Annotated in this window: 21 protein-coding genes and 3 tRNA genes; 20 read left to right on the top strand and 4 right to left on the bottom strand. The window is 61.3% G+C overall.

Annotation, left to right across the window (positions count from 1 at the left end):
- Positions 1 to 568: 568 nt before the first annotated feature.
- The 10 genes from ACB032_RS04275 to alr all read left to right on the top strand — a co-directional run bounded on the left by ACB032_RS04275 (position 569) and on the right by alr (position 12,134).
- Positions 569 to 937, top strand: a complete 369-nt coding sequence (locus tag ACB032_RS04275) for a response regulator (protein WP_323993701.1) — start codon at positions 569 to 571, stop codon at positions 935 to 937.
- A complete protein-coding gene (locus ACB032_RS04270) occupies positions 934 to 1,254 on the top strand; it encodes an STAS domain-containing protein (RefSeq protein WP_254200026.1) in 321 nt (106 codons plus the stop codon). Before ACB032_RS04275 ends, ACB032_RS04270 begins: the two co-directional genes overlap by 4 nt.
- Entirely contained in the window at positions 1,241 to 3,397 is a 2,157-nt protein-coding gene (locus ACB032_RS04265) for a chemotaxis protein CheA (RefSeq protein ID WP_371137425.1), read from the top strand. The genes ACB032_RS04270 and ACB032_RS04265 overlap by 14 nt, the downstream gene beginning before the upstream one ends.
- A gap of 43 nt (positions 3,398 to 3,440) precedes the next feature.
- Positions 3,441 to 5,117 (top strand): methyl-accepting chemotaxis protein, encoded by a 1,677-nt coding sequence (locus tag ACB032_RS04260; protein WP_371137424.1) that lies wholly within the window; start codon positions 3,441 to 3,443, stop codon positions 5,115 to 5,117.
- 9 nt (positions 5,118 to 5,126) lie between these two features.
- Positions 5,127 to 5,654, top strand: coding sequence for a chemotaxis protein CheW (locus ACB032_RS04255; RefSeq protein ID WP_029300496.1), 528 nt, complete (start codon positions 5,127 to 5,129; stop codon positions 5,652 to 5,654).
- Between the two features lie 2 nt (positions 5,655 to 5,656).
- A complete protein-coding gene (locus tag ACB032_RS04250; RefSeq protein ID WP_135320970.1) occupies positions 5,657 to 6,520 on the top strand; it encodes a protein-glutamate O-methyltransferase CheR in 864 nt (287 codons plus the stop codon).
- A complete protein-coding gene (locus ACB032_RS04245) occupies positions 6,517 to 7,593 on the top strand; it encodes a chemotaxis response regulator protein-glutamate methylesterase (protein ID WP_029300494.1) in 1,077 nt (358 codons plus the stop codon). Before ACB032_RS04250 ends, ACB032_RS04245 begins: the two co-directional genes overlap by 4 nt.
- A 2-nt stretch (positions 7,594 to 7,595) precedes the next feature.
- The gene (locus tag ACB032_RS04240) at positions 7,596 to 8,804 is read left to right on the top strand and encodes an EAL domain-containing response regulator (RefSeq protein ID WP_011706358.1); all 1,209 of its coding nucleotides are present in this window, start codon (positions 7,596 to 7,598) and stop codon (positions 8,802 to 8,804) included.
- 111 nt (positions 8,805 to 8,915) lie between these two features.
- Positions 8,916 to 10,547, top strand: coding sequence for a methyl-accepting chemotaxis protein (locus ACB032_RS04235; protein WP_211067554.1), 1,632 nt, complete (start codon positions 8,916 to 8,918; stop codon positions 10,545 to 10,547).
- 474 nt (positions 10,548 to 11,021) lie between these two features.
- Complete coding sequence (gene alr / locus ACB032_RS04230; RefSeq protein WP_371137423.1) at positions 11,022 to 12,134, top strand: alanine racemase; 1,113 nt, start codon at positions 11,022 to 11,024, stop codon at positions 12,132 to 12,134.
- A 146-nt stretch (positions 12,135 to 12,280) separates the two neighbouring features.
- Here alr and ACB032_RS04225 read toward each other — a convergent pair whose 3' ends face one another.
- A complete protein-coding gene (locus ACB032_RS04225; RefSeq protein WP_371137422.1) occupies positions 12,281 to 12,976 on the bottom strand; it encodes a B3/4 domain-containing protein in 696 nt (231 codons plus the stop codon).
- A 43-nt stretch (positions 12,977 to 13,019) separates the two neighbouring features.
- Between ACB032_RS04225 and ACB032_RS04220 the strand changes: the two genes are divergently transcribed.
- Entirely contained in the window at positions 13,020 to 13,622 is a 603-nt protein-coding gene (locus ACB032_RS04220; protein WP_201973924.1) for a helix-turn-helix domain-containing protein, read from the top strand.
- 144 nt (positions 13,623 to 13,766) lie between these two features.
- Here ACB032_RS04220 and ACB032_RS04215 read toward each other — a convergent pair.
- Both ACB032_RS04215 and dauA read right to left on the bottom strand, forming a co-directional pair.
- Positions 13,767 to 13,854: transfer RNA gene (locus ACB032_RS04215), tRNA-Ser, on the bottom strand.
- A gap of 183 nt (positions 13,855 to 14,037) precedes the next feature.
- Entirely contained in the window at positions 14,038 to 15,834 is a 1,797-nt protein-coding gene (dauA, locus tag ACB032_RS04210; protein WP_371137421.1) for a C4-dicarboxylic acid transporter DauA, read from the bottom strand.
- Between the two features lie 480 nt (positions 15,835 to 16,314).
- Here dauA and ACB032_RS04205 point away from each other — a divergent pair.
- Both ACB032_RS04205 and ACB032_RS04200 read left to right on the top strand, forming a co-directional pair.
- Positions 16,315 to 16,390, top strand: a tRNA-Asn gene (locus ACB032_RS04205).
- A gap of 2 nt (positions 16,391 to 16,392) precedes the next feature.
- Positions 16,393 to 16,468 (top strand) — tRNA-Asn (locus ACB032_RS04200).
- A gap of 736 nt (positions 16,469 to 17,204) precedes the next feature.
- On the opposite strand, the gene ACB032_RS04195 is transcribed toward ACB032_RS04200, so the two are convergent.
- On the bottom strand, positions 17,205 to 17,585 hold the full coding sequence (locus tag ACB032_RS04195) for a hypothetical protein (protein WP_371137420.1): 381 nt from the start codon (positions 17,583 to 17,585) through the stop codon (positions 17,205 to 17,207).
- 596 nt (positions 17,586 to 18,181) lie between these two features.
- Between ACB032_RS04195 and ACB032_RS04190 the strand changes: the two genes are divergently transcribed.
- The 7 genes from ACB032_RS04190 (at position 18,182) to ACB032_RS04160 (ending at position 26,646) form a co-directional block, all read left to right on the top strand.
- Positions 18,182 to 18,667, top strand: coding sequence for a YqhA family protein (locus ACB032_RS04190; protein ID WP_011706364.1), 486 nt, complete (start codon positions 18,182 to 18,184; stop codon positions 18,665 to 18,667).
- A gap of 117 nt (positions 18,668 to 18,784) precedes the next feature.
- Entirely contained in the window at positions 18,785 to 19,234 is a 450-nt protein-coding gene (locus ACB032_RS04185) for a hypothetical protein (RefSeq protein WP_005302000.1), read from the top strand.
- A gap of 4 nt (positions 19,235 to 19,238) precedes the next feature.
- Positions 19,239 to 22,235, top strand: a complete 2,997-nt coding sequence (locus tag ACB032_RS04180; RefSeq protein WP_371137419.1) for a YncE family protein — start codon at positions 19,239 to 19,241, stop codon at positions 22,233 to 22,235.
- Complete coding sequence (locus ACB032_RS04175) at positions 22,235 to 23,059, top strand: FTR1 family protein (RefSeq protein WP_039213490.1); 825 nt, start codon at positions 22,235 to 22,237, stop codon at positions 23,057 to 23,059. The genes ACB032_RS04180 and ACB032_RS04175 overlap by 1 nt, the downstream gene beginning before the upstream one ends.
- A gap of 91 nt (positions 23,060 to 23,150) precedes the next feature.
- On the top strand, positions 23,151 to 24,575 hold the full coding sequence (locus tag ACB032_RS04170; RefSeq protein ID WP_371137418.1) for an FAD-dependent oxidoreductase: 1,425 nt from the start codon (positions 23,151 to 23,153) through the stop codon (positions 24,573 to 24,575).
- A gap of 47 nt (positions 24,576 to 24,622) precedes the next feature.
- Complete coding sequence (locus ACB032_RS04165; RefSeq protein WP_323993660.1) at positions 24,623 to 25,183, top strand: hypothetical protein; 561 nt, start codon at positions 24,623 to 24,625, stop codon at positions 25,181 to 25,183.
- Between the two features lie 179 nt (positions 25,184 to 25,362).
- Entirely contained in the window at positions 25,363 to 26,646 is a 1,284-nt protein-coding gene (locus tag ACB032_RS04160) for a hypothetical protein (RefSeq protein WP_371137417.1), read from the top strand.

Here is a 26,646-nt window from a genome sequence, read left to right as displayed (position 1 = left end):
TAGAAAGCATATCGCCAACTACAAAAATACCCACTAGGGGGTAATCTTGCGTGTTAATGAATTTAATCCATTTAAATTACCCGTTAATTCGTGATGTTAAATAATCAGAATGAAAGCGTTGTCACACTATTTTACCCGGTCTTTATGTTACCAGCCATAGGCTATTTTACCTCGCCAAAAGTGGCTGATAATATATACCTTTATATTTGTATGATTATATGTAAACAAGTTAAATGGACGCGCGAACGATATTTGTTATCATCTTCTAAAATAATCTCCCCTGCCTATTTCAAGAAATATCCCCTTGCTTGATTAATTAATTGTCATCAACAGGGTATCTGCATTTCCCCCCTATTCCCCCTCTTGCAACATGTGACCCACCCCCTCCTTCCCGGCCCGGCTGCGCCACCGGGCCCGTACAACTGGCGCCATTTGTATCTATTAGTCAGTGATGACATAAAAATCTCTCCAACATCAAGCTGTTGAACAACAATTATCACTGAGCCCTGTGCGAGCTCTGCCCTTGGCGCTAAGGGCAAGGAACCCATGAAGTCGATGAGGATGACCGATGAGCAAAACCATACTGGTGGTGGATGATTCCGTGGGGATCAGGGCGGCCATCACCATGACGCTCACCAGCGCCGGTTTTGAGGTGATTGAGGCCGGCGACGGCGAAGCCGCCCTCATCGAACTGGATCAGCGGCGAGTACACCTCATCATCTCCGATCTCAACATGCCCGGCATGGATGGCATGACCCTGCTAAGACGGGTCAAGGCCCAGCAGACTACCCGCTACCTCCCCTTCATCATGCTGACCACCGAAGACTCCGAGCAGATCAAGCGGGAAGGATTCGAGGCCGGCGCCCGAGTCTGGCTCACCAAGCCGTTCGAACCGCTCAAGCTGCTGGACGATGTCTGCAAGGTGGTGCAGCCATGAGCCTGGCGATCGACACCCGACAAACGCCGGTGACCGCCACCCTGAGCGGCGAGCTCAGCGTCATCACGCTGGGTGATCTGCAGGATGATCTGTTCGGTCTGCTCAATTTCTCGGTACTGACGCTGGATCTCACCCCGCTGGAGATGCTCGATGGCTGCGGTGCCCAGCTCATCGCCATCCTGCAGCAAGAGGCCGGTCAGCAGGGCAAGCAGCTGCGACTCGAGGCCGCTGAAGGCAGCCAGGCCCGCCATGTCTTGAGCCTGATGGGGTTGTGGCCAACCGACCACGGGGAGGGCCGCGCGGATGGACATCAATAAGGCCCGTGCCCTCTTCTTCGAGGAAGCCTACGAGCAGTGCGACAATCTGGAACACGCTCTGCTGGATCGCGACACCTATCCGGCCAATCCCGACACCTACAACCTGATGTTTCGCACCGCCCACACCATCAAGGGCTCGGCCGGCATGCTGGGGCTGGCCATGCTGGTGCGCTTCGCCCACGCCATGGAGAACATGCTGGAGCGGCTGCGTAGCGGCGAAATTGCGCTTGACGAACACCTCATCAACCTGCTGCTGGCCTGCAACGATCAACTGCGCGACCTGCTGCAAGGGGCCGAACACAACCCCGAGCTGCAACAGACCGAGACCCAGCAGATCCTGGCCCTGCTCTCCCAACTGCAAGGGCACCAGACCCTGCCCAGCCAGCCGCTGATCATGCCGGCTCCCGCCCCGGTCAACCAGACGGATCGGCGCGCCTGGCACCTCTCCCTGCGCTTCTATCCGGCCCTCTATCAGGACGGCTTCGATCTGCTGGCCTTCATTCGCTACCTCGGCAACCTGGGGGAGATCCACGTCATCCAGCCGGTCTGGCAGGAGTGGCCCCCGCTGCAACTGCTCGATGCCACCGAGTGTTTCCTCGGCTACGAGATTGGCCTGCTCAGCGCCGAACCGGCCGAGCGGATCCGGAGCACCTTTGATTTCGTTGCCCACGCCAGTCTCATCTGCCTGCTCAGCCCCCATCAGGATCTGGCGCAGTTTTCAGAACAGGGGCAAAAACTGGCGGCCTGGCGCAATGAGCCGCTCGCGGCCCAGCTGCAGCGCTGGGTGCAGGCTGACGCCCTGAGCGAAGAGGAAGCTGCCTGCATCGCGCGGGGCGAACTGACGCCCGGCGCGGCAAACTCAGAACCGGCCCTGGCGCCCCCCATCCAGTCAGCCCAGCCGCCGCAGGAGGCCCCCCCACAGCAGACCAGACCCGCACCGCTGCGGGCGGAGGGACACTACATCCGCATCGAGGCGGCCAAGCTCGATCGGCTGATCAATCGGGTCGGCGAGCTGGTGATCGCCACCTCGGCCATCACCCTGCAGGCGAGGATGAGGGGCGATGCGGAGCTCATCGAATCAGTAGCCATCGTCAACACCCTGGTGGAAGGGATCCGCGACGACGCACTCACCCTGCGCATGGTGCCCATCAACGAGATCTTCAACCGCTTCCCGCGATTGGTGCACGAGCTCTCCCAACAGACCGGCAAGGAGATCCAGCTGCAGATCCGCAACGCCGATACCGACATCGACAAATCGATGGTCGAGAAGCTGACCGACCCCCTGATGCACCTGGTGCGCAACGCCGCCGATCATGGCCTCGAAGAGCAACAGGCTCGGCTCGCCGCCGGCAAGCCGGCGCAGGGAACCATCACCCTCAACGCCTATCACGATGCCGGCGCCGTGGTGGTGGAGGTCAGCGATGACGGCCGCGGCATCGACCGCGACAAGATCCTCGCCAAGGCCCATGGCCAGGGGCTGCTGCCGGAAGACAAGGTATTGAGTGAACAGGAGATCTTTCAACTGCTGTTTCTGCCTGGCTTCTCGACGGCCAGCGATGTCAGCGATCTCTCCGGGCGGGGGGTCGGGCTCGACGTGGTCAAGCGCAACCTGGAGTTTCTGCGCGGTGAAACCACCATCGACAGCCGGCTGGGGCTGGGCACCACCTTCAGGCTGAGACTGCCGCTCACCCTGGCCATCATCGACGGTTTTCGCATCGAGGTGGATCACGCCTCCCTGGTGATCCCCCTCGACATGATGGTCGAGTGCATCGATCTGCCGCCGGATGCCCTGCGTACCCCGGCCCGCCAGATCAACGTGCGCGGCGAATGGGTGCCCTTCATCGTCCTGCGCGAGCTGTTTGCCCTGCCCCCTGCCGACGAACCCGAGTTCGTGGTGATGGTGGACTATGCCGACCATCGTGCCGGCATCGTGGTGGATCGCCTGATTGGCGAGGTGCAGGCCGTCATCAAGCCGCTCGGCGAACTGTTCAAGTCCCTGCGCTACGTGAGCGGTTCCACCATTCTGGGCAACGGCCAGCCGGCGCTCATCCTCGACGTCCCCCAGCTCATCCAGCTGGCCTGGCGGAGGGAACAACATGCGCTCCGGCAACAGGCCGATACCATTTACAGCCTCAGAGATTGACCACACACCTTAAGCACATCAACAGAATTGACGGAGTCAGACCATGGACTGGTTTCACAACTTGCAAGTCAGAACAAAGCTGGTGTTCTCGTTCGCCATCCTCATGGTGCTGCTGGTGGTGCTGTCGCTCACCAGCTACTACTCCACCAGGACCATGGTGCAGCTGGTCAGCAACATGCACGCCAACCAGCTGTTGCCGATCAAGGACATCGCCAACGCCAACATCTATGCGGTCTACCAGAACCGGGCCCTCTATCGCTACATCGGTGAGGTCGACCCGGATCTCAAGGCTCAGGCGTTGGTCAATGTCGACAAGTTCGAGAAGGGGATGTGGGATTTTCTGGCCAGCTACCGCAAGACCTATCTCACCCAGCGGGAGGTAGACCTGCTGACCCGCTTCGATCAGGCCTGGGCCACTTACAAGCAGTACGCCAGCGAGATCCTGAAGCTGGCCCAGACACCGGGCCAGAATGGGGAGCCCGAGCGTAACGCCTTTCGGCTGATGGGGGACAAGGGGCGCCCCACCTTCGACATCGCCGATTCCCTGTTGAGCGATCTGGTCAAGGTGAATGCCGAGCTCGCTACCCAATCCATGGATGAGAGCCAGAACATCTATCAGGACAACCTGCAGATCCTCATCGCCATCGCCAGCGCCGCCTTTCTCATCTGCCTCATCCTGGCCCTGCTGGTAACCCGCAGCATATTGCGCCAGCTGGGGGGCGACCCTTCCTACACGGTGCAGGTGGTGGCCCGGGTCGCCGAGGGGGATCTCTCCACCCCCGTGCTGCTCAAGGCCGACGACACCTCGAGCCTGCTCTATGCAATCAAGAGCATGGCCCACCGCCTCTCCGACACCCTCAACGAGGTGGGCGCCATGTCGGAAGCCATCGGCTCGGCCTCCGAGCAGGTGGCCGCCACCGCCAATGCCCTCTCCCAGACCTCCTCCGAGCTGGCCTCCAGCGTCGAACAGACCAGTGCCTCAGTCGAGGAGATGACCGCCACCGTCAGCCAGAATGCCGACAATGCCAAGGTGACCGAAAACATCTCCACCCGGGCGGCCAGCAGCGCCACCGAAAGCGGCAAGGCGGTCGGTGAGATGGTGCACGCCATGAAGGAGATAGCGTCGCGCATCACTGTCATCAACGACATCGCCAACAAGACTGACCTGCTGGCCATCAACGCCGCCATCGAGGCGGCCCGCGCCGGCGAGCACGGCAAGGGCTTTGCCACCGTCGCCGCCGAGGTGCGCAAACTGGCCGAACGCTCCCAGACCGCCGCCAAGGAGATTGGCGAGCTGGCCGGGCGCTCGGTCAGCGTCGCCGAACAGGCAGGATCCTTGCTGCGTGAAATGCTGCCCGGCATCGATCAGACCGCCACCCTGGTGCAGGAGATCGCCTCCGCCTCCCGCGAACAGCGGGCCAGCGTCTCCCAGATCAACATCGCCGTGACCCAGATAAGCGACGGCATGCAGGCCTCGGCCGCCTCGGCGGAAGAACTGAGCTCCACTTCGGAAGAGCTGAGCTCCACAGCCCTACAGTTGCAGGAGCTGATGCAGCAGTTCACCCTGCGCGGCGGCAACACCCGCCAGCCCTATACCCCGCACGGCGGCGCCCATGTCATCCGGCGCAGCAAGCCGAAGTCGGCATTCTCCCGCCCCTACCCCTTTCATGAAGAGGATCTGGAGCGAGAGATAGACGATGGCAAGTTCACCAACTACTAGGAGCCGGCGATGAGAGACAAGCTTGCCCCTGATACCAGCGCCCACTTTCACTGCGTCACCTTCATGCTGGGCGGCGAACTGTACGGCATTGACATCGGCTGCATTCGCGAGATCATCGAGTTCGAGGGGATGACCCCGGTGCCCATGATGCCGCGCTTCGTGCGGGGCATCATCAACCTGCGCGGCGCCGTGGTGCCGGTGATCGACCTCTCCATCCGTTTCGGCCGGGGCCAGACCCTGCTGCAGCCCACCACCTGCGTCGCCATCCTCTCCCTGCCCAACAGCACCGGCGAGGAGCAGGAGATCGGCATGCTGCTGGATGCGGTCTGCGAGGTGCTGGAGATCCGCAGCGACGCCATCGAACCGGCTCCCACCTTCGGCACCCACATCCGCGGTGACTTCATTCAGGGGGTGGTCACCATCGATCAGCAGTTTGCCATCCTGCTCGACATGCACAGGGCCCTCTCCATCGCCGAGCTGAGCACCATGGCCGAGGCGGCCACCGAGCAGCAGTTCTCCCCGGAACAGGGCGGCTGACCATGGTGGCGCCCCCCTTCACCGCCGAACTCACCCCGACTCTCAGCCAGAGCGAGTTCGATCTGTTTCGCCGCTTCATCCTGAATTCGGCCGGCATCGATCTTGCCCCCTGCAAACGGGCGCTGGTGCAATCCCGGCTCGCCAAGCGGCTGCGGGCGCTGCACCTCACCAGCTATCACTCCTACTGGGAGCGGATCAATCAGTCCAGCGATCCCCACGAGCGGCAGCTCGCCATCAACCTGCTCTCCACCAACGAGACCTATTTCTTTCGCGAATCCCAGCACTTCAGCTGGCTCAAGCACCATGCCGAACAGCTGCTTGCCACTCGCCGCCAGCCGCTGCGGATCTGGTCCGCCGCCTGCTCCACCGGGGAAGAGGCCTACTCCGCCGCCATGGTGCTGGCCGAACAGCTCGGCATCAACGATCGCTGGAGCATCCACGGCACCGACATCAACACCCGGGTCATCCCCTTTGCCCGCCGCGCCGTCTACTCGGTCGAGCGGGCCCAGCACGTGCCACCCCATCTGTGGCTGCGCTATTTTCAGCGCGGTCATGACGAGTTCGCCGGCAAGATCCGGGTCAAGCCGGAGCTGGCCGGCAAGGTCACCTTTGCCAACCTCAACCTGCTGACCTGCGGCGACTATCCGGAGCGCAACTTCGACGTCATCTTCCTGCGCAACGTGCTCATCTACTTCAATGACGAGACCAAGGCCCGGGTACTGACGCAGCTCTGCAACCTGTTGCGCCCGGACGGCTACCTGCTGGTCGGCCACTCCGAGATCATCCGCCAGCAGGATCTGCCGCTGGTGCAGGAGGCCCCCTCCCGCTACCGCTGCCTGCCCCTTCAGCCCAAGGAGCTGCCATGACCATACGCGTGCTTATCGTCGACGACTCGGCCCTGGTACGAGAGGTACTGACCCAGATGCTGAGCAAGGCGGAGGATATCGAGGTGATTGGCGCCGCCTTCGACCCCATCTTCGCCATGCAGCAGATGAAGAAGTGCTGGCCCGACGTCATCATCCTCGACATCGAGATGCCGCGCATGGACGGCCTCACCTTCCTCAAGAAGATCATGGCCGAGCACCCCACCCCGGTCATCATCTGCTCCTCCCTCACCGAAGAGGGGGCCATGATCACCCTGGAGGCGATGTCGGCGGGGGCCATATCCATCGTCACCAAACCCAGCGTCGGCATCAAGAGCTTCCTGCAGCAGTCCGCCAACGACTTCATCCAGGAGATCCGGGGCGCCGTCGGTGCCAAGCTGCGCAATCTGCTGCCCGGTGCCGCCCCGCTACCGGTCACCCCGAGGCGCAATGCCGACGAGGTACTCTCCCCGCCGGCGGAGCGGATCTCCTTTCGCACCACCGAGAAGATCGTTGCGCTCGGTACCTCCACCGGTGGTACCCAGGCGCTGGAGTACCTGCTCTCCCGCCTGCCCGCCACCTGCCCGGGGATCGCCATCGTCCAGCACATGCCGGCCCGCTTCACCGCCTCCTTTGCCGAGCGGCTCAACGGCCTCTCCCAGCTGGAGGTGAAAGAGGCCGAGACCGGCGATCGCCTGCTGCCCGGGGTCGCCATCATAGCGCCGGGGGGCAAGCACCTGCTGATCCAGCGCAGCGGCACCCAGTATCTGGCGGAAGTCAAAGAGGGGCCGCCGGTCTCCCGTCACTGCCCCTCGGTGGACGTGCTGTTTCGCTCGGTGGCGGTGAGTGCGGGGCGCAACGCCCTCGGCGTCATCATGACCGGCATGGGGGATGACGGCGCCCGCGGCATGCGGGAGCTGCACGACACGGGTGCACGCACCATTGCCCAGGATGAAGCCAGTTGCGTGGTATTCGGCATGCCCAAAGAGGCCATAGCCCACGGCGGAGTGGATGAAGTCATGTCCCTCACCCACATTACCCAGACGCTCAGCCGTCCGGATCTACGAGGCGTGTAATTATGTCATTGGAAAAATGGCAAGGCCGCAGTGCCATGGTGGTGGATGACTCCCGCACCCAGCAGTACGAAGTGACCTGTCTGCTGCAGGAGCTGGGGTTCGGCCAGATCCACGTTGCCCATGATGGCCAGGATGCCCTGAACAAGCTGCAGCAGCTCGAGCGCATCGATCTGCTGCTGACCGACCTCAACATGCCCGGCATGGACGGGGTCGAGCTCATCAGCAACCTGGAGAAGAACACCCACTACCGGATGTTCGTGGCCGTGATGAGCGGGGTGGAGCGGGACGTGCTGGACGTGATCCACGCCATCGCCGATGCCAGCACCCTGGAGGTGATCGGCGTGCTGTCAAAGCCGCTGCGACAAAGCGATCTGCGCAACATGTTGCAGCATTGCGATCCGCTGGCGCACCGGGAAAACAAGAAGTGGATGCAGCTCACCTTCACCGCCGAGGATGTACAGCAGGCGCTGGACAACCGCCAGCTGATCCCCTTTCTGCAGCCCAAGGTGCTGATGGCGGACGCCAGTCTCTACGGCTTCGAGGCGCTGGTGCGCTGGATCCATCCCGAGCACGGGGTCATCCCCCCCATCTGCTTCGTTCACCACCTGGAAGAGGGGCAGCTGGCGCTCGATTTCTTCTACCAGTTTCTGCACGCCACCTGCGAGGCACTCACCACCCTAGGCGCACTGTCCGAGCATCCCACCTGCTCCATCAACATGCCGGTCAGCCTGCTGCTGACGGACAAGCTGGTCGAGAACATGATTGCCATCGTGCAGGCCCATCAACTGCCCTGCAGCGCCATCATCATCGAAGTCACCGAGACCACCTTTATGTCCAATCTCGCCATGTCGCTGGGCACTCTGGCACGATTGAGACTGCGGGGATTTGGCATCGCAATGGATGATTATGGCACCGGCTACTCCTCCATGAAGCAGCTATCTCGCTGTCCTTTCACCGAGATCAAGATTGACAAGGAATTCGTGCACGACGCCCATAGCAGCCCCAAGAAGCTGGCTATATTGACCTCAGCGATCGTCATGAGCCAGAAGCTCAACCTCAAGACGGTCGCCGAGGGAGTGGAGACCGAAGAGGACTGGAAACAGCTGGCACTGCTCGGCTGTGAGCTGGCGCAAGGCTATTACATCAGCCGACCGCTGCCGGTCGATCAGATTGAAAAATGGTTTGCCGAATGGCAGGCCAGAGCGACCTGAATCGTGTCCCTTTGCGCTATTGAGGAACCCCGCTCTGAGAGGGCGGGATAACAACAACACCGGCAGTATCGACATCGCTGCATGGACGCTTGAAACAAGCATGAGGCTACCATGAACAACCTACTTCGCCAGCTCTCCATCAAGACGCGGCTTATCGTCTCCTTCCTGTTGCTGAATCTCATCCTGATCGGGGTCGGACTCTACGGCAAGCAAAACACCAACACCATCAATGACATGCTCAACGACATGTACCTCAACATCCTGACCCCCATCACGGATGTCGCCAACGCCAACATGCAGGCCATCTATCACAACCGCTCGCTGTTCGATTACGTCATCGAGCCGACCCAAAGCGGCATGGACAAGATTGCCAGGGATATGGATCTGCACGAGCAGAAGATGGCCGCCTTGCTGGACAAGTACCGGGCAACCCAGCTGAGCGAACCGGAGAAACTGGCTCTGGCGGACTTTGACCGCGCCTGGCCGCTTTACAAGGAAGCGGCACACAAGGCGATGGCGGCAAGTTACGCCAACGACAATGACAGCGCCATCAAGCTGATGAAGGGCGAGGCCGCCACCACGTTTCAGGTGGTGGACGATCTGCTCAGCAAACTGGTCGACATCAACCAGGGGCTGGGCAAACAGGCCTTTGATGAGAGCGACGTGATTGCCAGCGACATCACCACCGCCACCTACACCATACTCGCCATCTCGGTGCTGCTCTCCTTGCTGCTGGGCTGGTTGCTCAGCAGCAGCATCAACCAGCCGCTGCTCGCCATCATGCAGGATCTGCAGCAACTGGCGCAGGGCCGGCTCACCGCCCAGGATCAGGCCGAGGGCAACGACGAGCTGACCCGCATGCAGCAGGCGATGATCAGCACCCGCCGCAGCCTGCGCGACATCGTCTCGACCATGCAGCATGCCGCCGAAAGCCTCACCGCCAGCGCCTCCCAACTGGGGGCGGCGGCCGAGCAGGTCAATACCAGCTCCCAGCAGCAGTCCCTCGCCACCGCCAACACGGCCGCCTCGGTCGAAGAGCTCACCACCTCCGTCTCCCAGCTCTCCTCGTTTGCCAATCAGGCCAACAGCGTGGTGATGCAATCCGGGGAGATAGCCCAGGCCGGCGAGAAGCAGGTCAAGCACGCCTCCCAGGAGGTGCTCAGGGTCACCACGGCGGTCAACGACTCCGCCAAGCAGGTGCAGGGGCTGTTTGACGACATCACCCGCATCAGCCAGATCTCGGTGATGATCCAGGGGGTCGCGGATCAGACCAACCTGCTGGCGCTCAACGCCGCCATCGAAGCGGCCCGGGCCGGCGACATGGGCCGTGGCTTCGCCGTGGTGGCCGACGAGGTGCGGACCCTGGCGGCGCGCACCACCCAGGCCACCCAGGAGATCAACGAGATGCTCACCTCCATCCAGCAAGGGGCCACCAGCGCGGTCAAGGGGATGAACGCCTGCTCCGACAGCATGAGCACGGTGCGGGAGACCACCGAGGGATCCAGCGAAACCATGGCCCAGGTGGATCAGAGCTCCCGCAAGGTGGTGGAGCTGATCCAGGAGATAAGCTCCATGCTCCACGAGCAGGCCGCCGCCAGCCAGCTCATCGCCCAGTCGGTGGAGGAGATCACCCAGATGTCGCTGGAGAACGTCTCCGCCGCCGAAAGCGTCAATCATGACGCCTCCCAGCTGACCACCATCATCCAGCAGCTCAACCAGGGCATCGGGTTCTTCAAGGTCTAATAAAAACGTCGAGACCTGCCCGGCCATGGGCCGGGCAGGCCCCTCCTCCTTATCCTGCCATCAAGCTCCCATCTTTACCCTGCCTCTTTGCCACGGGCTCACGACGGCCGGCGCTGGAGCGCCGACATCAGAGCGGTATCCGCTCAACCATCCATCAGAAACAGCCCAAAACAGCCTCATTCCCCTCCCGTTTGGAGGGACAAAACCAGTGATAAATACTGGGTCATAGGGAGCCAGAGAAAGCGTTGGCAGGCAAATTTATACAGAGGAATATCCCGTATTTTACGCATTTACACATTCCTATTCGCCACATAATTTACCAACAAAAAAACAACTGATAACATCTTTTTACATTTTAAAGCATATAAAACAACATGATTCAGTGACCCCCCGTTTGCTCGTCGCGGCAGCCAGGATCACCGGATCAGGATTGAAACCAGCAGCCAACTTATCATCGAGCAGACACCCGACCCCATGATGAACACAGTTACGGCCAGCATCGATATCGATGCACTCCAGCACAATTTCGCCGTGGTGCGCCGCCATGCCCCCCACAGCAAGATCATCGCGGTACTCAAGGCCAATGCCTATGGCCACGGGCTGCTGCCGGTGGCCCATGCACTCGCCCAGGCCGATGCCTATGCGGTGGCCAGGGTCGAGGAGGCACTGGTGCTGCGCGCCAACGCCATCACCAAGCCCATTCTGGTGCTGGGAGGCTTCTTCAGTGCCGAAGCGCTGCCGCTGCTGGTGAAACACGAACTGCAAACCACCTTGCATACCTGGGAGCAGCTGGCACTGCTCGAGCAGGCCAGTCTGCCCGCCCCCATCAAGGTGTGGCTCAAGCTCGATACCGGGATGAACCGGCTCGGGCTGCGCGCCGAGGAGCTGCCCGCCTTCATCGAGCGGCTGAGCCATTGTCGCAACGTGGTGCAGCCGTTCCATCTGATGACGCACTTCAGCCAGTCCGATGAACAGGATACCCGGGCCACTCAGTTGCAGATCGAGGAGTTCAACCGCCTCTCTGCCCATCTGCCGGGCGAGCGGGCCATGGCCAACTCCGCCGGCATCCTCGCCTGGCCGGCATCGCGCAGCGACTGGATCCGGCCCGGCCTCATGCTCTACGGCGCCTCACCGTTTGCCGGTCAGCTCGCCGCCGACCATGACCTGCGCCCGGTCATGACCCTCAAGAGCCAGCTCATCGCCACCCGCGCCTGCGCGCAGGGCGAAGCTGTCGGTTATGGGGGACACTGGGTGGCGGATCGCAATACCACCCTCGGCGTGGTGGCGGCGGGCTATGGGGATGGCTATCCGCGCATGGCGCCCGAGGGGACCCCCATGCTGATCAATGGCCGCCGGGTACCCATCGTGGGTCGGGTTTCCATGGACATGATCACCGTCGATCTGGGGCCGGCGGCCCGCGACAAGGTGGGAGACGAGGTAACGCTGTGGGGGGAAGGGCTCCCGGTGGAACAGGTGGCCGAAAAGATAGGCACCATCCCCTACGAACTGCTGACCCGCCTGACCAGCCGGGTTCATCTCACGCACTGCGACAAACGCGAACAGATGCCGCTGTTGAAGCTGGCCTGAGCAAGCGGGTACGGGCCTGCGATGTGGGCCCTGTTATGCCGTCATCAGGGAATAAGTTGGCCTCTCCTCATGGCGGGAGCTGCAATACCGCGGCAGGAACGCCCTTCCTCTCAGCGTTGGAATGAAGGGCCCCCCTGCTGCCCGGTTCAAGGAAGATCGAAGCCGACCAGGCTCTGCTCGATGCGGGCGTCAGGCATCATGCGCCGCAGCCCGTCCACCAGCCTGGCACCAGCCTCCTGCAAGGCCGCCAACGGCATCTCTGGCAGGCTCTCCAGAATGAACCACATCTGTCTGGCATCTCTATCCAGGCGCGTTCTTACCCCTTGACGCCAGTTCCAGCGCCGGCAGGTAACACCCAGATCGTCGCGCCAGATCACCTCGCCCGCCTCCGGGCACTCCTGCGCCGGCGCCCCCTCTTTCATGGTGTCAAATGCTTCGCTGCCATCGGCAATGACCAGCCGGGGCATCCCGACATAGGCGGCCAGGTTTTCCCCGCCGACCGGGAGGGCGTAGGCGAGGCTGATGGCGTTGTAGAGATCCACCACGGGATCGATGCTCGGCAGAGCGCCATCACGCAGCACCCGCTTGCGCAGGGCATCCGCCGAACAGGGAGTACGCTGGGGCTTGGCGCCAAACCCCTTGAATACCTCGGCCCAGGCGGTCAGATGCGCCTCGGTCCAGGGCGCGGGGTCGTGCAGAACCCGCTGGCAGGCCTGCGCCAGCGCCTCCGTAGCGATGGCCGGATTGACGATCTCGTCGGTCTGCAGGGTAATGCTGATAGCCCGAAATCCCGGAGCCAGCGTCGCCAGCGCGGGATCGATTGACGGTTGTACCGATCTCATGGAATATCCTTATATCGACTATTTTATTTCATGATAATGACCGATGACCAAGAGAGTCAATATAACGACCGATGCCGGCGCCGACGTGGGGCATGTTACTGCCGCCGTCTCCCGCCGGCTCAAGGAGTACAGACAACAGGGCCGACTGTCGCTCGATGAGCTGTCGCGCCGGGCTGGGGTGAGCAAGGGGATGCTGGTCGAAATCGAAAAGGGGGCGGCCAATCCCAGCATCGCCATCCTGTGCAAGCTGGCCGCCGCGCTCGGGGTATCGGTTGCCGATATCGTCGACGTGGCCAGCACCCCAACGCTGCACCTGATCGAGCCGCAAGCCATCCCGACCCTGTGGCAGGGCCCGTTCGGCGGCTCGGCCCGCCTGCTGGCCGGCACCCGGGGACCGGACATGATAGAGCTGTGGCACTGGCAGCTGCATCCCGGCGAGCAGTTTGACTCTGACGGCCACCCGCCCGGCACGGTGGAGCTGTTTCACGTCGAGCAAGGTACCCTGCAACTGCAGTTGGGAGCGGGCGAGCTTGCCGTCACTCAGGGTTGTTCAGCCGTGGCCCGCACCGACCTGCCCCACGCTTATCGCAACGCAGGTGACAGCGTGCTGCGCTTTACCATGACGGTGGTGGAACCGCACGGCTGAGGCTGGTCGCTGCGAGGTGACAAACCGTATCCTGATAAACAAAAGGCCCCATCTTGCGACGGGGCCTTTGCCAATTGGTGGCGAGCACGGATATTGCTGCGCCCAAAACAAAAAAACCGACCATCAGGTCGGTTTTTTGTAATTTGGCGGTGAGGGAGGGATTCGAACCCTCGATACGTTGCCGTATACACACTTTCCAGGCGTGCTCCTTCAGCCACTCGGACACCTCACCAAATTTTGGTCTGCTGTTTAACGTGCTCAGCCAGCACGCTGTTCGCTGCGCTGTTGCGCTGGAACGGGGCGTAATGTACGGGATACGACGGCATGCGGTCAATGCAATTTTTCACTTTTTGCGTTCGTTTGCTCATTATCCGAACCAAGTGACTAAAAACATGCCGTTTCGTATCCCTTTCCATCAATTTCCAGTCGCTTCGTGCAAGTGCTCGCCTTTGAGCGCCTCTTCCAGCGAGCCATAAAACTCCAGCTGACCGGGCACCGGACGCACCTTGGCGCGCGCCAGGGTCTTGAGCGGCTGGAACTGCAACTCGGCGACCCGCAGTTGCACCCCCGCCTTGGCCATCTGCTTTTCAAACTGCAGGAAGGCGGAGAGCCCGCCGGCGTCCAGGATGGAGACCGCCTCCATCTGCAGTACCAGCAGCTTGTGGCCCTTGACCTGGGCTACCAGCTCGCCGAACACCCGCTCGGCAGCGGCAAAGAACAGCGGGCCGTTGATCTTGTAGAGCAGCGCCTGCTCCGGCACTTCATGGGCATAGCGCTTGTGATCCGCCAGATCGTGCAGCTTGGTCATCTTGGCAATCTCGCGCATGAACAGCAGGGAGGCGAGGATCACCCCGAAGGTAATGGCGATGACCATGTCGAAGATGACGGTCAGCGACAGACAGACCAGCAGCACCAGCACGTCGGATTTGGGTGCACGCCGGATCAGCTCCACCACCTTGTGCGCCTCGCTCATGTTCCAGGCGACGATGAGCAGCAGGGCCGCCATGGCCGAGAGCGGCAGCCAGGAGAGCCAGGGCGCCAGTACCATAATGGCCGCCAGCACCACCAGCGCATGCACGATGCCGGAGATGGGGGAAGTTGCCCCAGCCCGCACGTTGGCGGCGGAGCGGGCAATGGCGGCGGTGGCGGTGATGCCGCCGAAGAAGGGGGCGACTATGTTGCCAAGCCCCTGCCCCACCAGCTCGGCGTTGGAGCTGTGCTTGCGACCTGTCATGCCGTCCAGCACCACGGCGCAGAGCAAGGATTCGATGGCCCCCAGCATCGCCATGGAAAAGGCGGCGGGCAACAGGCGCTCGATGGCGGCCAGGTTCCACTCCACCGGCGAGCCATCCGGCCCCGGCAGAGCCCAGGGCATCACAAGGGTCGGCGCGATAGGCGGGATCCCCATGCCCTGGCTGCCGTCGGCCAGGGTATAGCTGAACTTGCTGCCGATGGTGGCGACGTCCACCCCGAACTGATGCAGGCCAAAGCCAAGGCCCACCCCCACCAGCACGGCGGGTAAGTGACCGGGCACCGGCAGCCGCAGGCGCGGCCAGAGCAACAGCACCGCCAGGGTCGCAATCCCGACCAGCGTATCCCCCCACTGCCAGCTGGGCAGGGCATGAGCCAGCGCCTCGACCTTGCCGATGTAGGTTTCCGGCATCTCGGCCACGTGCAGGCCGAAGAAGTCCTTGATCTGCAGGGTTGCAATCACGATGGCGATACCACCGGTGAAGCCCAGGGTCACCGAAGGCGGAATGTACTCGATGAGACGTCCGAGCCGGGCCACCCCCATGGCCACCAGAAAGAAGCCCGAGATCAGGGTCGCCATCAACAGGCCGCCCACGCCGAACTGCTGGGCCACCGGATAGAGGATCACCACGAAGGCGGCGGTCGGCCCCGAGATGGAGAAGCGGGAGCCGCCGGTCACGGCGATGACGATGCCGGCGATGATGGCGGTATAAAGACCGTGCTGCGGCGGCACGCCACTGGCGATGGCCAGCGCCATGGCCAACGGAATGGCAATGATGCCGACCGTGATGCCGGCGATCAGGTCGCGGCCGAAGCGGGGAACGCTGTAGGGTTCGTCAATACAGGATTGGCGTAAAGCAATGGCCAGCTTCACGCTTTGCAAAGGTGCTTGGTTGTGCATGTATTCGTAATACCAGAAGAGGGAGATAAAGGCCGGATTGAACCGGCGCCCGATCATCATCAAGGGCCGGCAGAGCTGTCGACACGGCGATGGTATCCTGGCCAACCATACCCCAGCCGATGAAATATTTCGATGGGCGGGATCAATGAATGGCCGTTACCACGCAGAATTAGCGTTTATTGTCAGCATATCGACCACTTTTCTCACCATTACGCAGCACACTCACTTCGCCTGCTAACCAATTTATCCCGCCCTTATGCGTGCCCCTGCCCCTCCCCCCCCTTTATATCTGCATTGCTCGGCCATAAGACAGCTGCTTATCCCGGGCACCGACATCTCCTCGCCCATTCCCTCTTCATGCCACTGAACCGTCTCGATGAGCCCGAGAGGCCAGCGCCAAGCTGCTGATTGTGCTGAAAATAGTCCGCAGCGGCCAAGTTTTGGGCAAACGGGCCAAAATCCCCTTTTTGCAGCGGATCGCGGGTTGACACCCGGCGGATGGGCCATTAATATCCGCACCGTCTCGACGAGACAGGCAATTCCTCCTTAGTTCAGTCGGTAGAACGGCGGACTGTTAATCCGTATGTCACTGGTTCAAGTCCAGTAGGAGGAGCCAATTCCCTCGTAGTTCAGTCGGTAGAACGGCGGACTGTTAATCCGTATGTCACAGGTTCAAGTCCTGTCGAGGGAGCCACATTCGAAAGCCCAGCCTTATGGCTGGGCTTTTTCGTTGCTGTCGCTTTGATTATTACAAGCTGATCCAGCCCCTCAACTACTGCATGCTCTCCCATAATTTCTTCTCGTAGTAAGCCACCAACACGCTCTATTTTTCTCAACTCAACTCCCAACTAATCATTGCTCCGGTCCCGATCCGGTCAACTCAGCTCAGCTCAGCTCAGCTCAGCTCAGCTCAGCGTGTGAATGGGTCACGATCTAGCCCAAACCAAAAGTCATCCCCTCCCCTGACGTAAATACCCTCCAAAAAACCTCCGTTCACAGATTCCTGTCTTTCTTCTTGGAAGCCATGGGGATGTTCAGGCCGCAACTGTTGCACTGGCGTAGAGATAACGCAGATTGGAAGATAAAAGCACTAACGAAGGGCAAAGGAAGAGGAGTTGTTAGCGGGCAAGCGCAACGCAACTCTGGGGCATATCCGGTCTTTAGAGCTGTTACTGAATTTGCCAAGAGTTAGGTAAAGTAGCGACAAGGTAGCGGTCGTCACTCCGATACGACAGCCTACAATATCTCGCCATACGAAAAAAGCCGCTAAATAAGCGGCTTGCTCAGTAAAGATAACTACGGGCATGGGAAAATATCAGGATAACCTATCTATTTCTGTGAATCTATCACACTGAAACAACGTCATAAACTGTGAAATCTACAATAACTTATTAAATTAATTTAAAATAAAACTTCTTTACTTTTCAGCATTAGCTTTCTGAACAAATAGGATTGACAGTGTAAATTGTCTGCTCTGCCGCCATTGCGCCACCAGTTGCAAAGTCAATCGGAATTGTAAAAATACCAAAATCAATAAAGATCCCTAACAAACTGGTGCCATCAAAACGCCAATCCGTATGAACTGTACCAGTTGAACACTCAGGAGCCTTAGCTTCAAGAATCGTCTTTTTTCCACGTTTTTGGTTAAACATGACGGTATCTTTACCCATCTTCATCCCATCAACGTAGAGGGTTGCATTAGGATTAGCAGATCGAACAGTGATATTGTCACTTGTGCCATTGATGATACCAGCACAACCAGATAAACCCAAACACACAGAAAAACTCAAAGCAACAGCAGAATTATTCATTATCTCTCACGACTTAAAATTAAATTGATAGAAATGTTATTTTACAAATCAACACCAGATACATCAACGCAAATTGGTTTTCTGAGACTATAAATATTCAACAAAAATGATGTAAAACACAAAGTAATTCATCACTGATTAAGGGCGCATTCAGTTTTGTAATCAGCCGCACAACAGCCTTTACAATATTCAATAAACAGCTTATTTCACTAACATTTAAACTTGGATGTTTTCACAACCCCTATCTAGCCCAAGCTCCCGTTCTTTTGCCATATAACCCATGGGAATGTTCAGACCGGAACTGGTGGCTCTAGCGTAAGATAATGTAGATTGAAATATGGAGACGTTCACGAGGAGCAAGGGAGGATGAATGGTTAGTGGCCAAGACCGGCGCAACTCTGGGGCATATCCGGTCTTTAGGACTGGGGGCTGGACTTGCTAAGCGTTGCACAAAGCCGCGCCTATGCCGACGAAGTGTCAGGTCATTATGCTGATGCGACCTCTTCTGCCATCAGCCCTCTGTGCGCAAACAGGGATGCCCTCGATGGCGGATCCGCGCCATAATCAGCGCAACCTCACCCTCTTCAGGAGTTTTCATGCGCCGTTTCAACTTCATGCTCAATGGCAGCCGGTTGATGATGTTCCCCTTCTATGTCTGCATTCTGGTCTGCGTGGCCCTACTGATGGTGAAATTCGCCATGCTGCTTTATGCCCTGTGCATCGACATCGTGGGCATTCACTACATGGACCTCATCACCGGCGTGCTCACCCTAGTGGACTTCGTGCTGGTGGCCCAGATGCTGATCCTGGTCTCCATCTGCGGCTATGTGCAGTTCATCCAGACCCAGGAGCAGCGCGAGGCGCTCGGCAACAACTGGCTCAGCAAGATCAACTTCGCCTCCCTCAAGCTCATCGTCATCAACTCCCTGGTCACCATCGCCGGGATTGAAGTGCTCAAGGCCTTCCTGGATGACGGGGTCGGCAACGAGGTGGAGATGAAGTGGTCGGTGATCGTGTTCCTCGCCTTCTCCACCGCGGCGCTCATCTACGCGGTGACCGAGCGGCTGGCGGACCACAAATAGCGCCGGTTTTCATTCAGCCTTTATTCATCAAGAGCGGAATTGATAACTCTTTTCATTACCTTTCCTGCATTGTAAACTTGCTCCCCCGGGCTGCAGTGCCCGGGCGTTGGAGCACCTATGACAAGCCTTTCCCTCTCACCACGACACTGCTGGCAGTGGCTGGCCTATCACCATCAGGCCGCCGAGGGCTCCCTCTATCTGATGTTCTTCTCCGGCCTGCTGCTGTGGGAACCGCTGACCCCGCTCTGGTCGCTGGCACGCTGGAACCTGTTCCTGCACGTCGCCCTCTCGCTCACCCTGTTCCCCTTGCTGTTCGGCGCCTTCTGGCTCTCCCATCGCAGCCTGCTGCGCAAAAGCCGCAAGCCTTTCTTGCGCACCACCGGCCGCATCATCGAGGCCTTGCTGCTGGTCTGTCTGGCCAGCGGATTGCTGCTGGTATTGCACGGCACCCCGGGCGATAGCCTGGGCAACCTTGCCAGCTGGGCCCACTGGCTGAGCGCGCTCGCGTTGACTCCCCTGGTGCTGCGCCACGCCTGGCGCTGGACCATCTTGAAATGGCGCACCTGATCTTATGTTGAAGTTGTTGTTATCCCTGATGTTGACCGCCCTGCTGCTGGGGACCGCCTCAGCCCAGGAGATGGGCGCCGCCATGATTGCCTATGACGAGGGGAACGCTCCGCGCCTTGTCACCGCCAACCAGAGCGCCGGCTCGGTCACCCTGCTTGAGCGCAATAGCGGCAAGCGACTCAAAGAGGCACAACTAGGTGGCGATCTGCGCCAGCTGGCCCGCGCAGACGACGGCACCCTGCTGGTGAGCGATTATCGCGGCGATCGCCTGCTGCTCTTGGATGATGATCTCGACCTGAACAAGGCGATCCCCACCGGCCATCGCCCCTACGGGGTCATCTTCGATCCTAAGCGGCGCTGGTTCTGGGTCACGCTGTTCGAATCCGCTCGCCTGCAGGCTTATGACACAGCGGGCAACTTGCAGCTGGATGTGGCCACTGCCGAGACCCCGCGCGGGCTGGCCTTGACCGATGACGATCGCCTGCTGCTCACCCACGCCATGACCGGCCAGCTCGCCATCTATGATCTCGCCAAACTGGGCAGCGGCGCCAAGGGTGCCTCCCTGCTCGAGACCACCCTGCCCAAACCCAGACTCATCACCCTCGCCGAGACCCACAGCGACACCCCAAGCGACTCGCAGGGCTTGCCGCGCCTGCTGGACGGCATCACCCTCTCCCCCGATGGCAGCGAAGCCTGGCTGCCCCACGTGCTGTGGAGTTTCGACCACCCCTTCCAGTTTCAGAGCACCGTCTTCCCGGCCGTCTCCATCATCGATCTCGATGAAGAGAAAGAGCGGGTGGACGAGCGCAAGCAGCTCTTCTTGCAGATCAACCTGCCCAGCGTCGGCAACCGCAGCCAGATCGTCTCCAATCCGTTCGCAGCACGCTTCGCCGCCGACGGCAAGCGGGTCTACCTGACTCTGGCGGGCTCGGAAGATCTGCTGGTGTTCGACCTGTCGCGCAGCGGCAAGCAGAACAGCAACCGCCACCGCCGCAAGAAGTTCCAGGGGGGCGCCAAGGCGACCCAGCTCCTTCGCCACCTGCCGGGCCAGAATCCGCGGGACTTGTTTGTAGACGGCGACCATATCCTGGTGCACAACGTCATGGGACAGGATCTCACCCGCCTCAACACCGGCGGCAGCGGCCCGTTTGCCCGGGTCACGGTGGATGTGCCCCACTTCGCCAAACTGGTGGAGATGGATCCGCGCCCCGAACCGCTCAAACGCGGCGAGCGGTTGTTCCATCTTGGTAACACGCTCGGCAACAACGGCGCCAACAGCCGCTTCCCCATGGCGGGGGACAACTGGATGAGCTGCAACTCCTGCCATCTGGACGGGTTCAACTTCACCAACCGCTATCTGATGGCGGCCCACCGCCAGCAGAGCGGCGACAATGCCATCAACGGCCACGCCAACCTCGCCAACATGGTGGCGGGGGACTTTATCGGTGAATACCTGCGCATGACCCAGCAGACCCAGGGTGGCATGGGCCATGATACCCGCGATGGCGCCGAGCCGGTTGACCCCGCCAAACCCCAACCCGAGGTGAAGGCGATGATGGAGGAGTTGCACGCCTTCGTCACCGCCGATGGCAACCTCCCCTATCTTGCCAACTGGCTGCGGCTCGATGCCCCGCGCAGGGATCCTGCCAAGGCGCCGACCACTCATCCCAGGGAGTGGCTCAACTCCGCCTCCTGCCAGAACTGCCACCAACAGGCGTTCCAGGACTGGAGCGAGAGCAACCACCGGCTGATGGGCAACTCCCACCCCTACTACAAGGTGGTGCAGGCGCTGGCTCGCGAAACCGAGGGCGAAGCCTTCGGCCAGTGGTGCCAGGGCTGCCACATGCCCCAGCAGGTGATGAACGGCCAGCAAGATCTGCCCAAGGGCTCTCACATGTTCGAGCAGGGCGGCGCCTCGCTCATTGCCGCCCACAAAGCAGGCGAGCCCGTGGTGGAAGAAGGCACCGGCTGCGTGCTCTGCCATCGCATCACCCGGCTCGAGGATGCCGGCGGCAACAGCGCCTTTACCGTGAATCTGAAAGACCGCGAGAGCTATGTGTTCGAGGATGCCGCCGGTGGCAGCCTCCAGCACTGGCTGGCGGAGCGGCAGATCAATGCCCGCCCCGCCATGCACAAGGCCTCTTACCAGAAGGATTTCTACCGCGACGCGGCCCTGTGCAAGTCGTGCCACAACGAGTTTGCCCCCGGTACCGGCGCCAACATCGTCAACACCTGGGACGAGTGGGAGAACTCCAGCTTCGCCAAAGCCAAAGATCCTGCCAAGCGGCGCACCTGCATCGACTGCCACATGAACCCCGAACCGGGCAACGGCGGCGCGCCGGTGGCTGGCCAGTCCACCGAAAACGGCACCGTGAAAGAACGGCTCTACCGCCACAACTTCACCGGCGCACAGCACCAGCTGGTGGGGCTGAGAAGTGCAACCCTCGAGCAGGAGAGCCTGGCCCTCTTGCGCTCAAGCGCCACCCTCTCGGCCCGTATCGAGCAGGGGGCCGCTAGCCCGCAGCTGGTGGTGCGGGTCGCCAATACCGGCGCCGGCCACGCCCTGCCCACCGGGGTCGCCGATTTCCGCGAACTCTGGTTGGAGCTGACCGTCACCGATGCCAGCGGCAAGCAGGTGCTTGTCAGCGGCCAGCCGGTGGATGGCGCCGTGCCCGACGATGCGCGGCTATTTAGAAAAGTGTTCGGCGATGCCGAGGGCAAGCCGGTGGGGCTCAAGTTCTGGCGCTACGCCAAGCTCTTGGAAGATACCCGCATCCCGGCAGATGGCTGGCGCGATGAAGCCTGGCCGCTGCCCGCAGATGCCCAAGGGCCCTTCAAGGCCGATATCAAACTCAATTTCCGCACCTACCCCAAGTGGGTCAATGATGCGGTGCGCGCCGCCGAGCCGAGCTTGCCGGAGCCACCCATAGTGCTACTCAATCGGCTGCAACTCACCTTGCCGCCTCTCCCCGTCACGCCCGCTACGGAGCCTCAATCCTGATGTTTGCAAGTTTTCTCATTACCCTGCGCGAGGGGCTGGAAGCCTTCCTGCTGGTCGGCATCTGCCTCTCCTACCTCGCCAAGCTGGGGGCGAGCCGCTACAACAAATTCGTCTATCTGGGGGTGGGGCTGGGTCTGCTTGCCTCCCTCGTCGTCGCCTTCCTGTTCCAGGTGGTGGTGAGCCAGTTCGAGAGCGAGCGCTACAACCATTTACTGATGGCGGGGATCCTGATTTTCGCCACCCTGGTGCTCACCTACATGGCGGTCTGGATGCAGAAGCAGGCCAAATCCCAGGTGGGGGCCATGACGGCGCGCATCGATGCCGCCATCGACGGCGGCAACCTGTTTGGTCTGGTGCTGCTCGCCTTCCTGGCGGTGATGCGCGAAGGCTTTGAAACCGTGCTGTTCTTCTCGGCCCTGGTCTACTCCGGACAAGGGGTGGATCTGCACGAGGGGCTGATGGGAGCGCTGGGCGGCCTGCTGCTGTCGGTGGTGCTGGTGTGGGGGCTGCTGCGCTCCACCCGCAAGGTGGCGCTGGCCCCCTTCTTCCGCTGGACCGGCCTGCTCATCATCATCATCGCCGCCGGGCTGCTGTCGTCCGCCGTCAACATGTTGCAAGCAGCCGGGCTCATCACCTTCTGGACGACGCCGGTCTTCAACATCAGTCACATTCTCGACGATCAGGGGGTATTTGGTACCTTCCTGCGCGCCCTGTTTGGCTACAATGCCTCACCAGCCGGCCTGCAGTTGCTGACCTGGGCCAGCTACCTGGTGATCTTCGTCACCGTCTGGCATCGCAACTATCGTCCCCAGCCCCAGCGCTGATCGCCCAGCGCGGCAGCGGATGACAAGGCGGCTCAGCGGGGCCGCCTTTTCAACGTCTTCTCTTTTGGTCAGCTTTTCGGATAACAGAGTCATGAGCGACAACAACACACAACACATTGCGGTACTGGGCGCCGGCCCTGCCGGTCTGATGGCCGCCTGGCGCCTGCGCCAGGCCGGTTTTGCAGTCACCCTGTTCGAGCAGGAGAGCGTGGTGGGCGGCATGTGCGCCACCCAGACTTTTAAGGGGCGCGACGGCGAGTATCGCTTCGACTACGGCGGCCACCGCTTCATCACCAAGAACCCCGAGCTGCTGGCCTTTATCGACGAGCTGATGGGGGACGATCTGCTCCACGCCGAGCGCAAGAGCGTGATCCGCTTTGGCGGGCGCACCTATGACTACCCCTTGAACCTGCCCAACCTGCTCAAGACGGCGCCACTGGCCCTGATGGCCGGTGCGCTGAAAGACTTGCTGCTGTTGCCCTTTGCCAAGAAGCCCACCGATTTTGCCAAGGCGAGCTTTGCCGAGTGGATCCAGAGCCACTTTGGCCGCACCCTCTACCGCCAGTTCTTCGAGGGTTACACCGGCAAGCTATGGGGCATCAACCCGGACCAGCTCTCCGCCGACTGGGCCGGTCAGCGCATCAGCCTGATCGATCTCAAAGACGTGGCGCGCCGCCTGCTGCCAAGGCGCAACGGCAGCATGTCGGTGCGCACCTATGCCCGCAAGTACCGCTACCCCAAGTACGGCTTTGGCCAGATCTTCACCACCCTGGGGGAGCGGTTGGTGGCCGAAGGAGTTGAGCTCAAAACCGGCGCCACCATCACCCGTCTCGAGCAGACCGATGGCCGCATCGAACGGGTCTATTGGTCACAAGATAATGTGGAGCAGAGCGCACGCTTTGATCAGGTGATCTCCACCCTGCCGCTGCCGCTCACCTGCCAGCATCTGGGCTTGCCGTGCGATCTGCACTACCGGTCGCTTCGCTTCGTCAATATGCCGCTCAAACAGGAGAATTTGTCGGACAACACCTGGCAGTACCTCTCCGACCCCCATATCCTGGCCACCCGCTTGCAGGAGCCGCGCCGCCGCAGCCCCTTTATGGCGCCAATGGGGCAAACATCCGTGATGCTGGAGATCCCCTGCAACCCGGGAGATGCCACCTGGCAGGCGCCGCTCGCTGATCTGCGCGGTCGGGTCACCGCCGATCTCGCCAGCCTCGGCGTCGATACCCAGAAGCTTGGCGATGAAACTTTTGAAGCACGCAGCGAGTACGCCTATCCGCTGATGGATCTGGGCTATCAAACACGGCGCAACGAAGCCATCAAGGCGCTGATGCCGATAGGCAACCTCATCATGACCGGCCGTCAGGGGACATTCCGCTACATCTTCACCGACACCGCCATGGAGATGGGGATGATGGCCGCCGACATGGTGATCGACGGGGTGGACAGACGTCACGCCATCTTCAATCATCGCAACGAAAACAGCGTGATCGAGACCCAGAGCGTGGCCTGACCGCCGCGCCATGGGCCTAACCTCTTGGCATAAGTAAGGAGAACAGGATGACCATCCGCCCGGGTTTACTCGCCCTCACCCTGCTGCTGACCCTGAGCGGCCAGGCGCAGGCTTACTCCTACGCCGCCGCCGGCAAGGAGCCGCTGATCGATGCCCGCGAAGCACTGCTGGGCGCCGCCACTGACGGCAAGGATGCCAGCGCCACCTTGAGCGACATCGCCGAGGAGCTGACCTATCTGGAACAGCACCACATGGTCGAACTGCAAGCGCCGCTGGCTGCCGCCATAAAATCCAAGGATGCGGCCGCCACTGCCGCCCTGCTCAACCGGGCCTACAAGGCGGAGATCGAGCGCCGCCTCGAAGGGGCCAGCCAGAACCTTGGCGACTACCAGACCGCCAAGGTGCTGGTGGTCAAGAGCAAGCGCTTCCTCGACTTGATCCTCCCATCACTCAGTGAAGGGGATCGCAAGGCGGCCGAGCAGGCGCTGGCCAAGGTGCTGGATGCCATCGGCAACCCTGGGGTGTTCGGGGTGGGTGCCAAGCCTGCCGATGCCACCGCCTTCGCCGAGGCGGAAAAAGCGCTGATGGCCGTGCTGGCACCGCTTTGATGGCCACCAGCCAATCATTGTGCCATCTCGCTGTGACAAACGGTGGGTTTCGCTGCGCGCTACCCACCCTACGCACGGCCGGCCGATAAATGTACCGGGACGCCGGTTTGCCCCCTTCTCCCCCGGCGGGAGGAGGGAGGCGTCACCACGGCCGATTACGCTTCGCCAATCGACTCTACTTGCTTGCCCTGCTGCAACTGGTCTGGCTTGGCTGGCTGCTGGCCTTCCCGGTGGCGCTCGATTCCGACGATGCCCTCAACTTTGCCCACGGGGTGGTGCGCTTCAGCGTGCTGGAGTTCTCCCCTCACTTTCCGGGCTACCCCGCCTTTATCTGGCTGGCGCGGCTGATCAATCTGGTGGTGGACGATCCGGCCCGCGCGGTGCAGTGGGCCAGCCTCTTGGGGAGCAGTTTGCTGGCGCCACTCGCCGCCTCCCTCGCGGTCAGATTGTGGCAGCGGCCCAGCCTGCTGGCGCCGGTCTGGCTGCTGGTACTGGCCCTGCCGCTCACCCCGACGCTGGCACTCTCCGGCCTCTCGGACGGGCCGGCGCTGGCCGCCTGGCTGGGCGCACTCTTGGCCTTGCAACAGCGCAAGATAGCGCTGGCGGGTCTGCTACTGGGCCTCATGCTGGCGCTGCGCCCCTCCTACTTCGTGCTGACCCTGCTGCCCCTTTGGCTCGGGATGGCGCAAAAAGGTCAGCGGCTTAACTTTCTGCTCCCCATTGTTCTGGTGGGGCTAGCCTGCCTGCTGTTTGTCTGGCAGGCCGACGGCTGCGCCTATTTCAGCGAGGGGCGCCGCTTTACCGACGGTCACTTTACCCTGTGGGGCAATACGGCGGCGGCCCACGGCGATCGACTGCTGAGCTGGGCGAATACCTTCAACGATCAGCTCACCCCGCTCTGGCCCCTGTTGATGGGGGCCTTGCTGGTACTGCCGCTCTGGCAACGCTCAAAGGATCACAATCCAGCCCTCTCCCCCTGCTGGCCCCTCTACTGGCTCGTTCTGCTGCTCTGGACCCTGTTTGGCCAGAACCCGGACAATCCCCGCCATCTGGCCCCCATCACCCTGCTCTGCCTGGTGCTGCTGGCAGGCTGGCTGCCGCGCCGGGGCGAGCTGCCAGCCATGCTGGGAGCCCTGTTGCTGCTGCTCTGCACCCTCACCCCACCGGCGGCGCCAGCCATGACCCGGGCCGCCAGGCTGGCCGAGCAGAAGTGCCCGGCGCTGGTGACCCAGTGGGGGGTGAGGCTGCTGCGCGAAACCACGGCCCTGCCCGTCACCGACGGCTGGTATCAGGGGGATGCTCGCCTTGCATTGGCGCAAGGGGCCTGCCGGCTCAGCCGGCGTTCCCTCGGCCCGGAGGATCTGCCCGCCGGCGGCCAACGGGTCTGGTTTGCCCCCCGCTTTCACGCCGAGCCCGGCCTGTGGCTCGGCATACAGGATCACCCCCGTCACCAAAACTGGTAG

The sequence above is a fragment of the Aeromonas sp. S5(2024) genome, from assembly GCF_041403025.1.
In the GTDB taxonomy this organism is placed as follows: domain Bacteria; phylum Pseudomonadota; class Gammaproteobacteria; order Enterobacterales; family Aeromonadaceae; genus Aeromonas; species Aeromonas hydrophila.
Note: the sequence above shows the minus strand (reverse complement) of the source record. Positions and strands in the feature narration are given on the sequence as shown.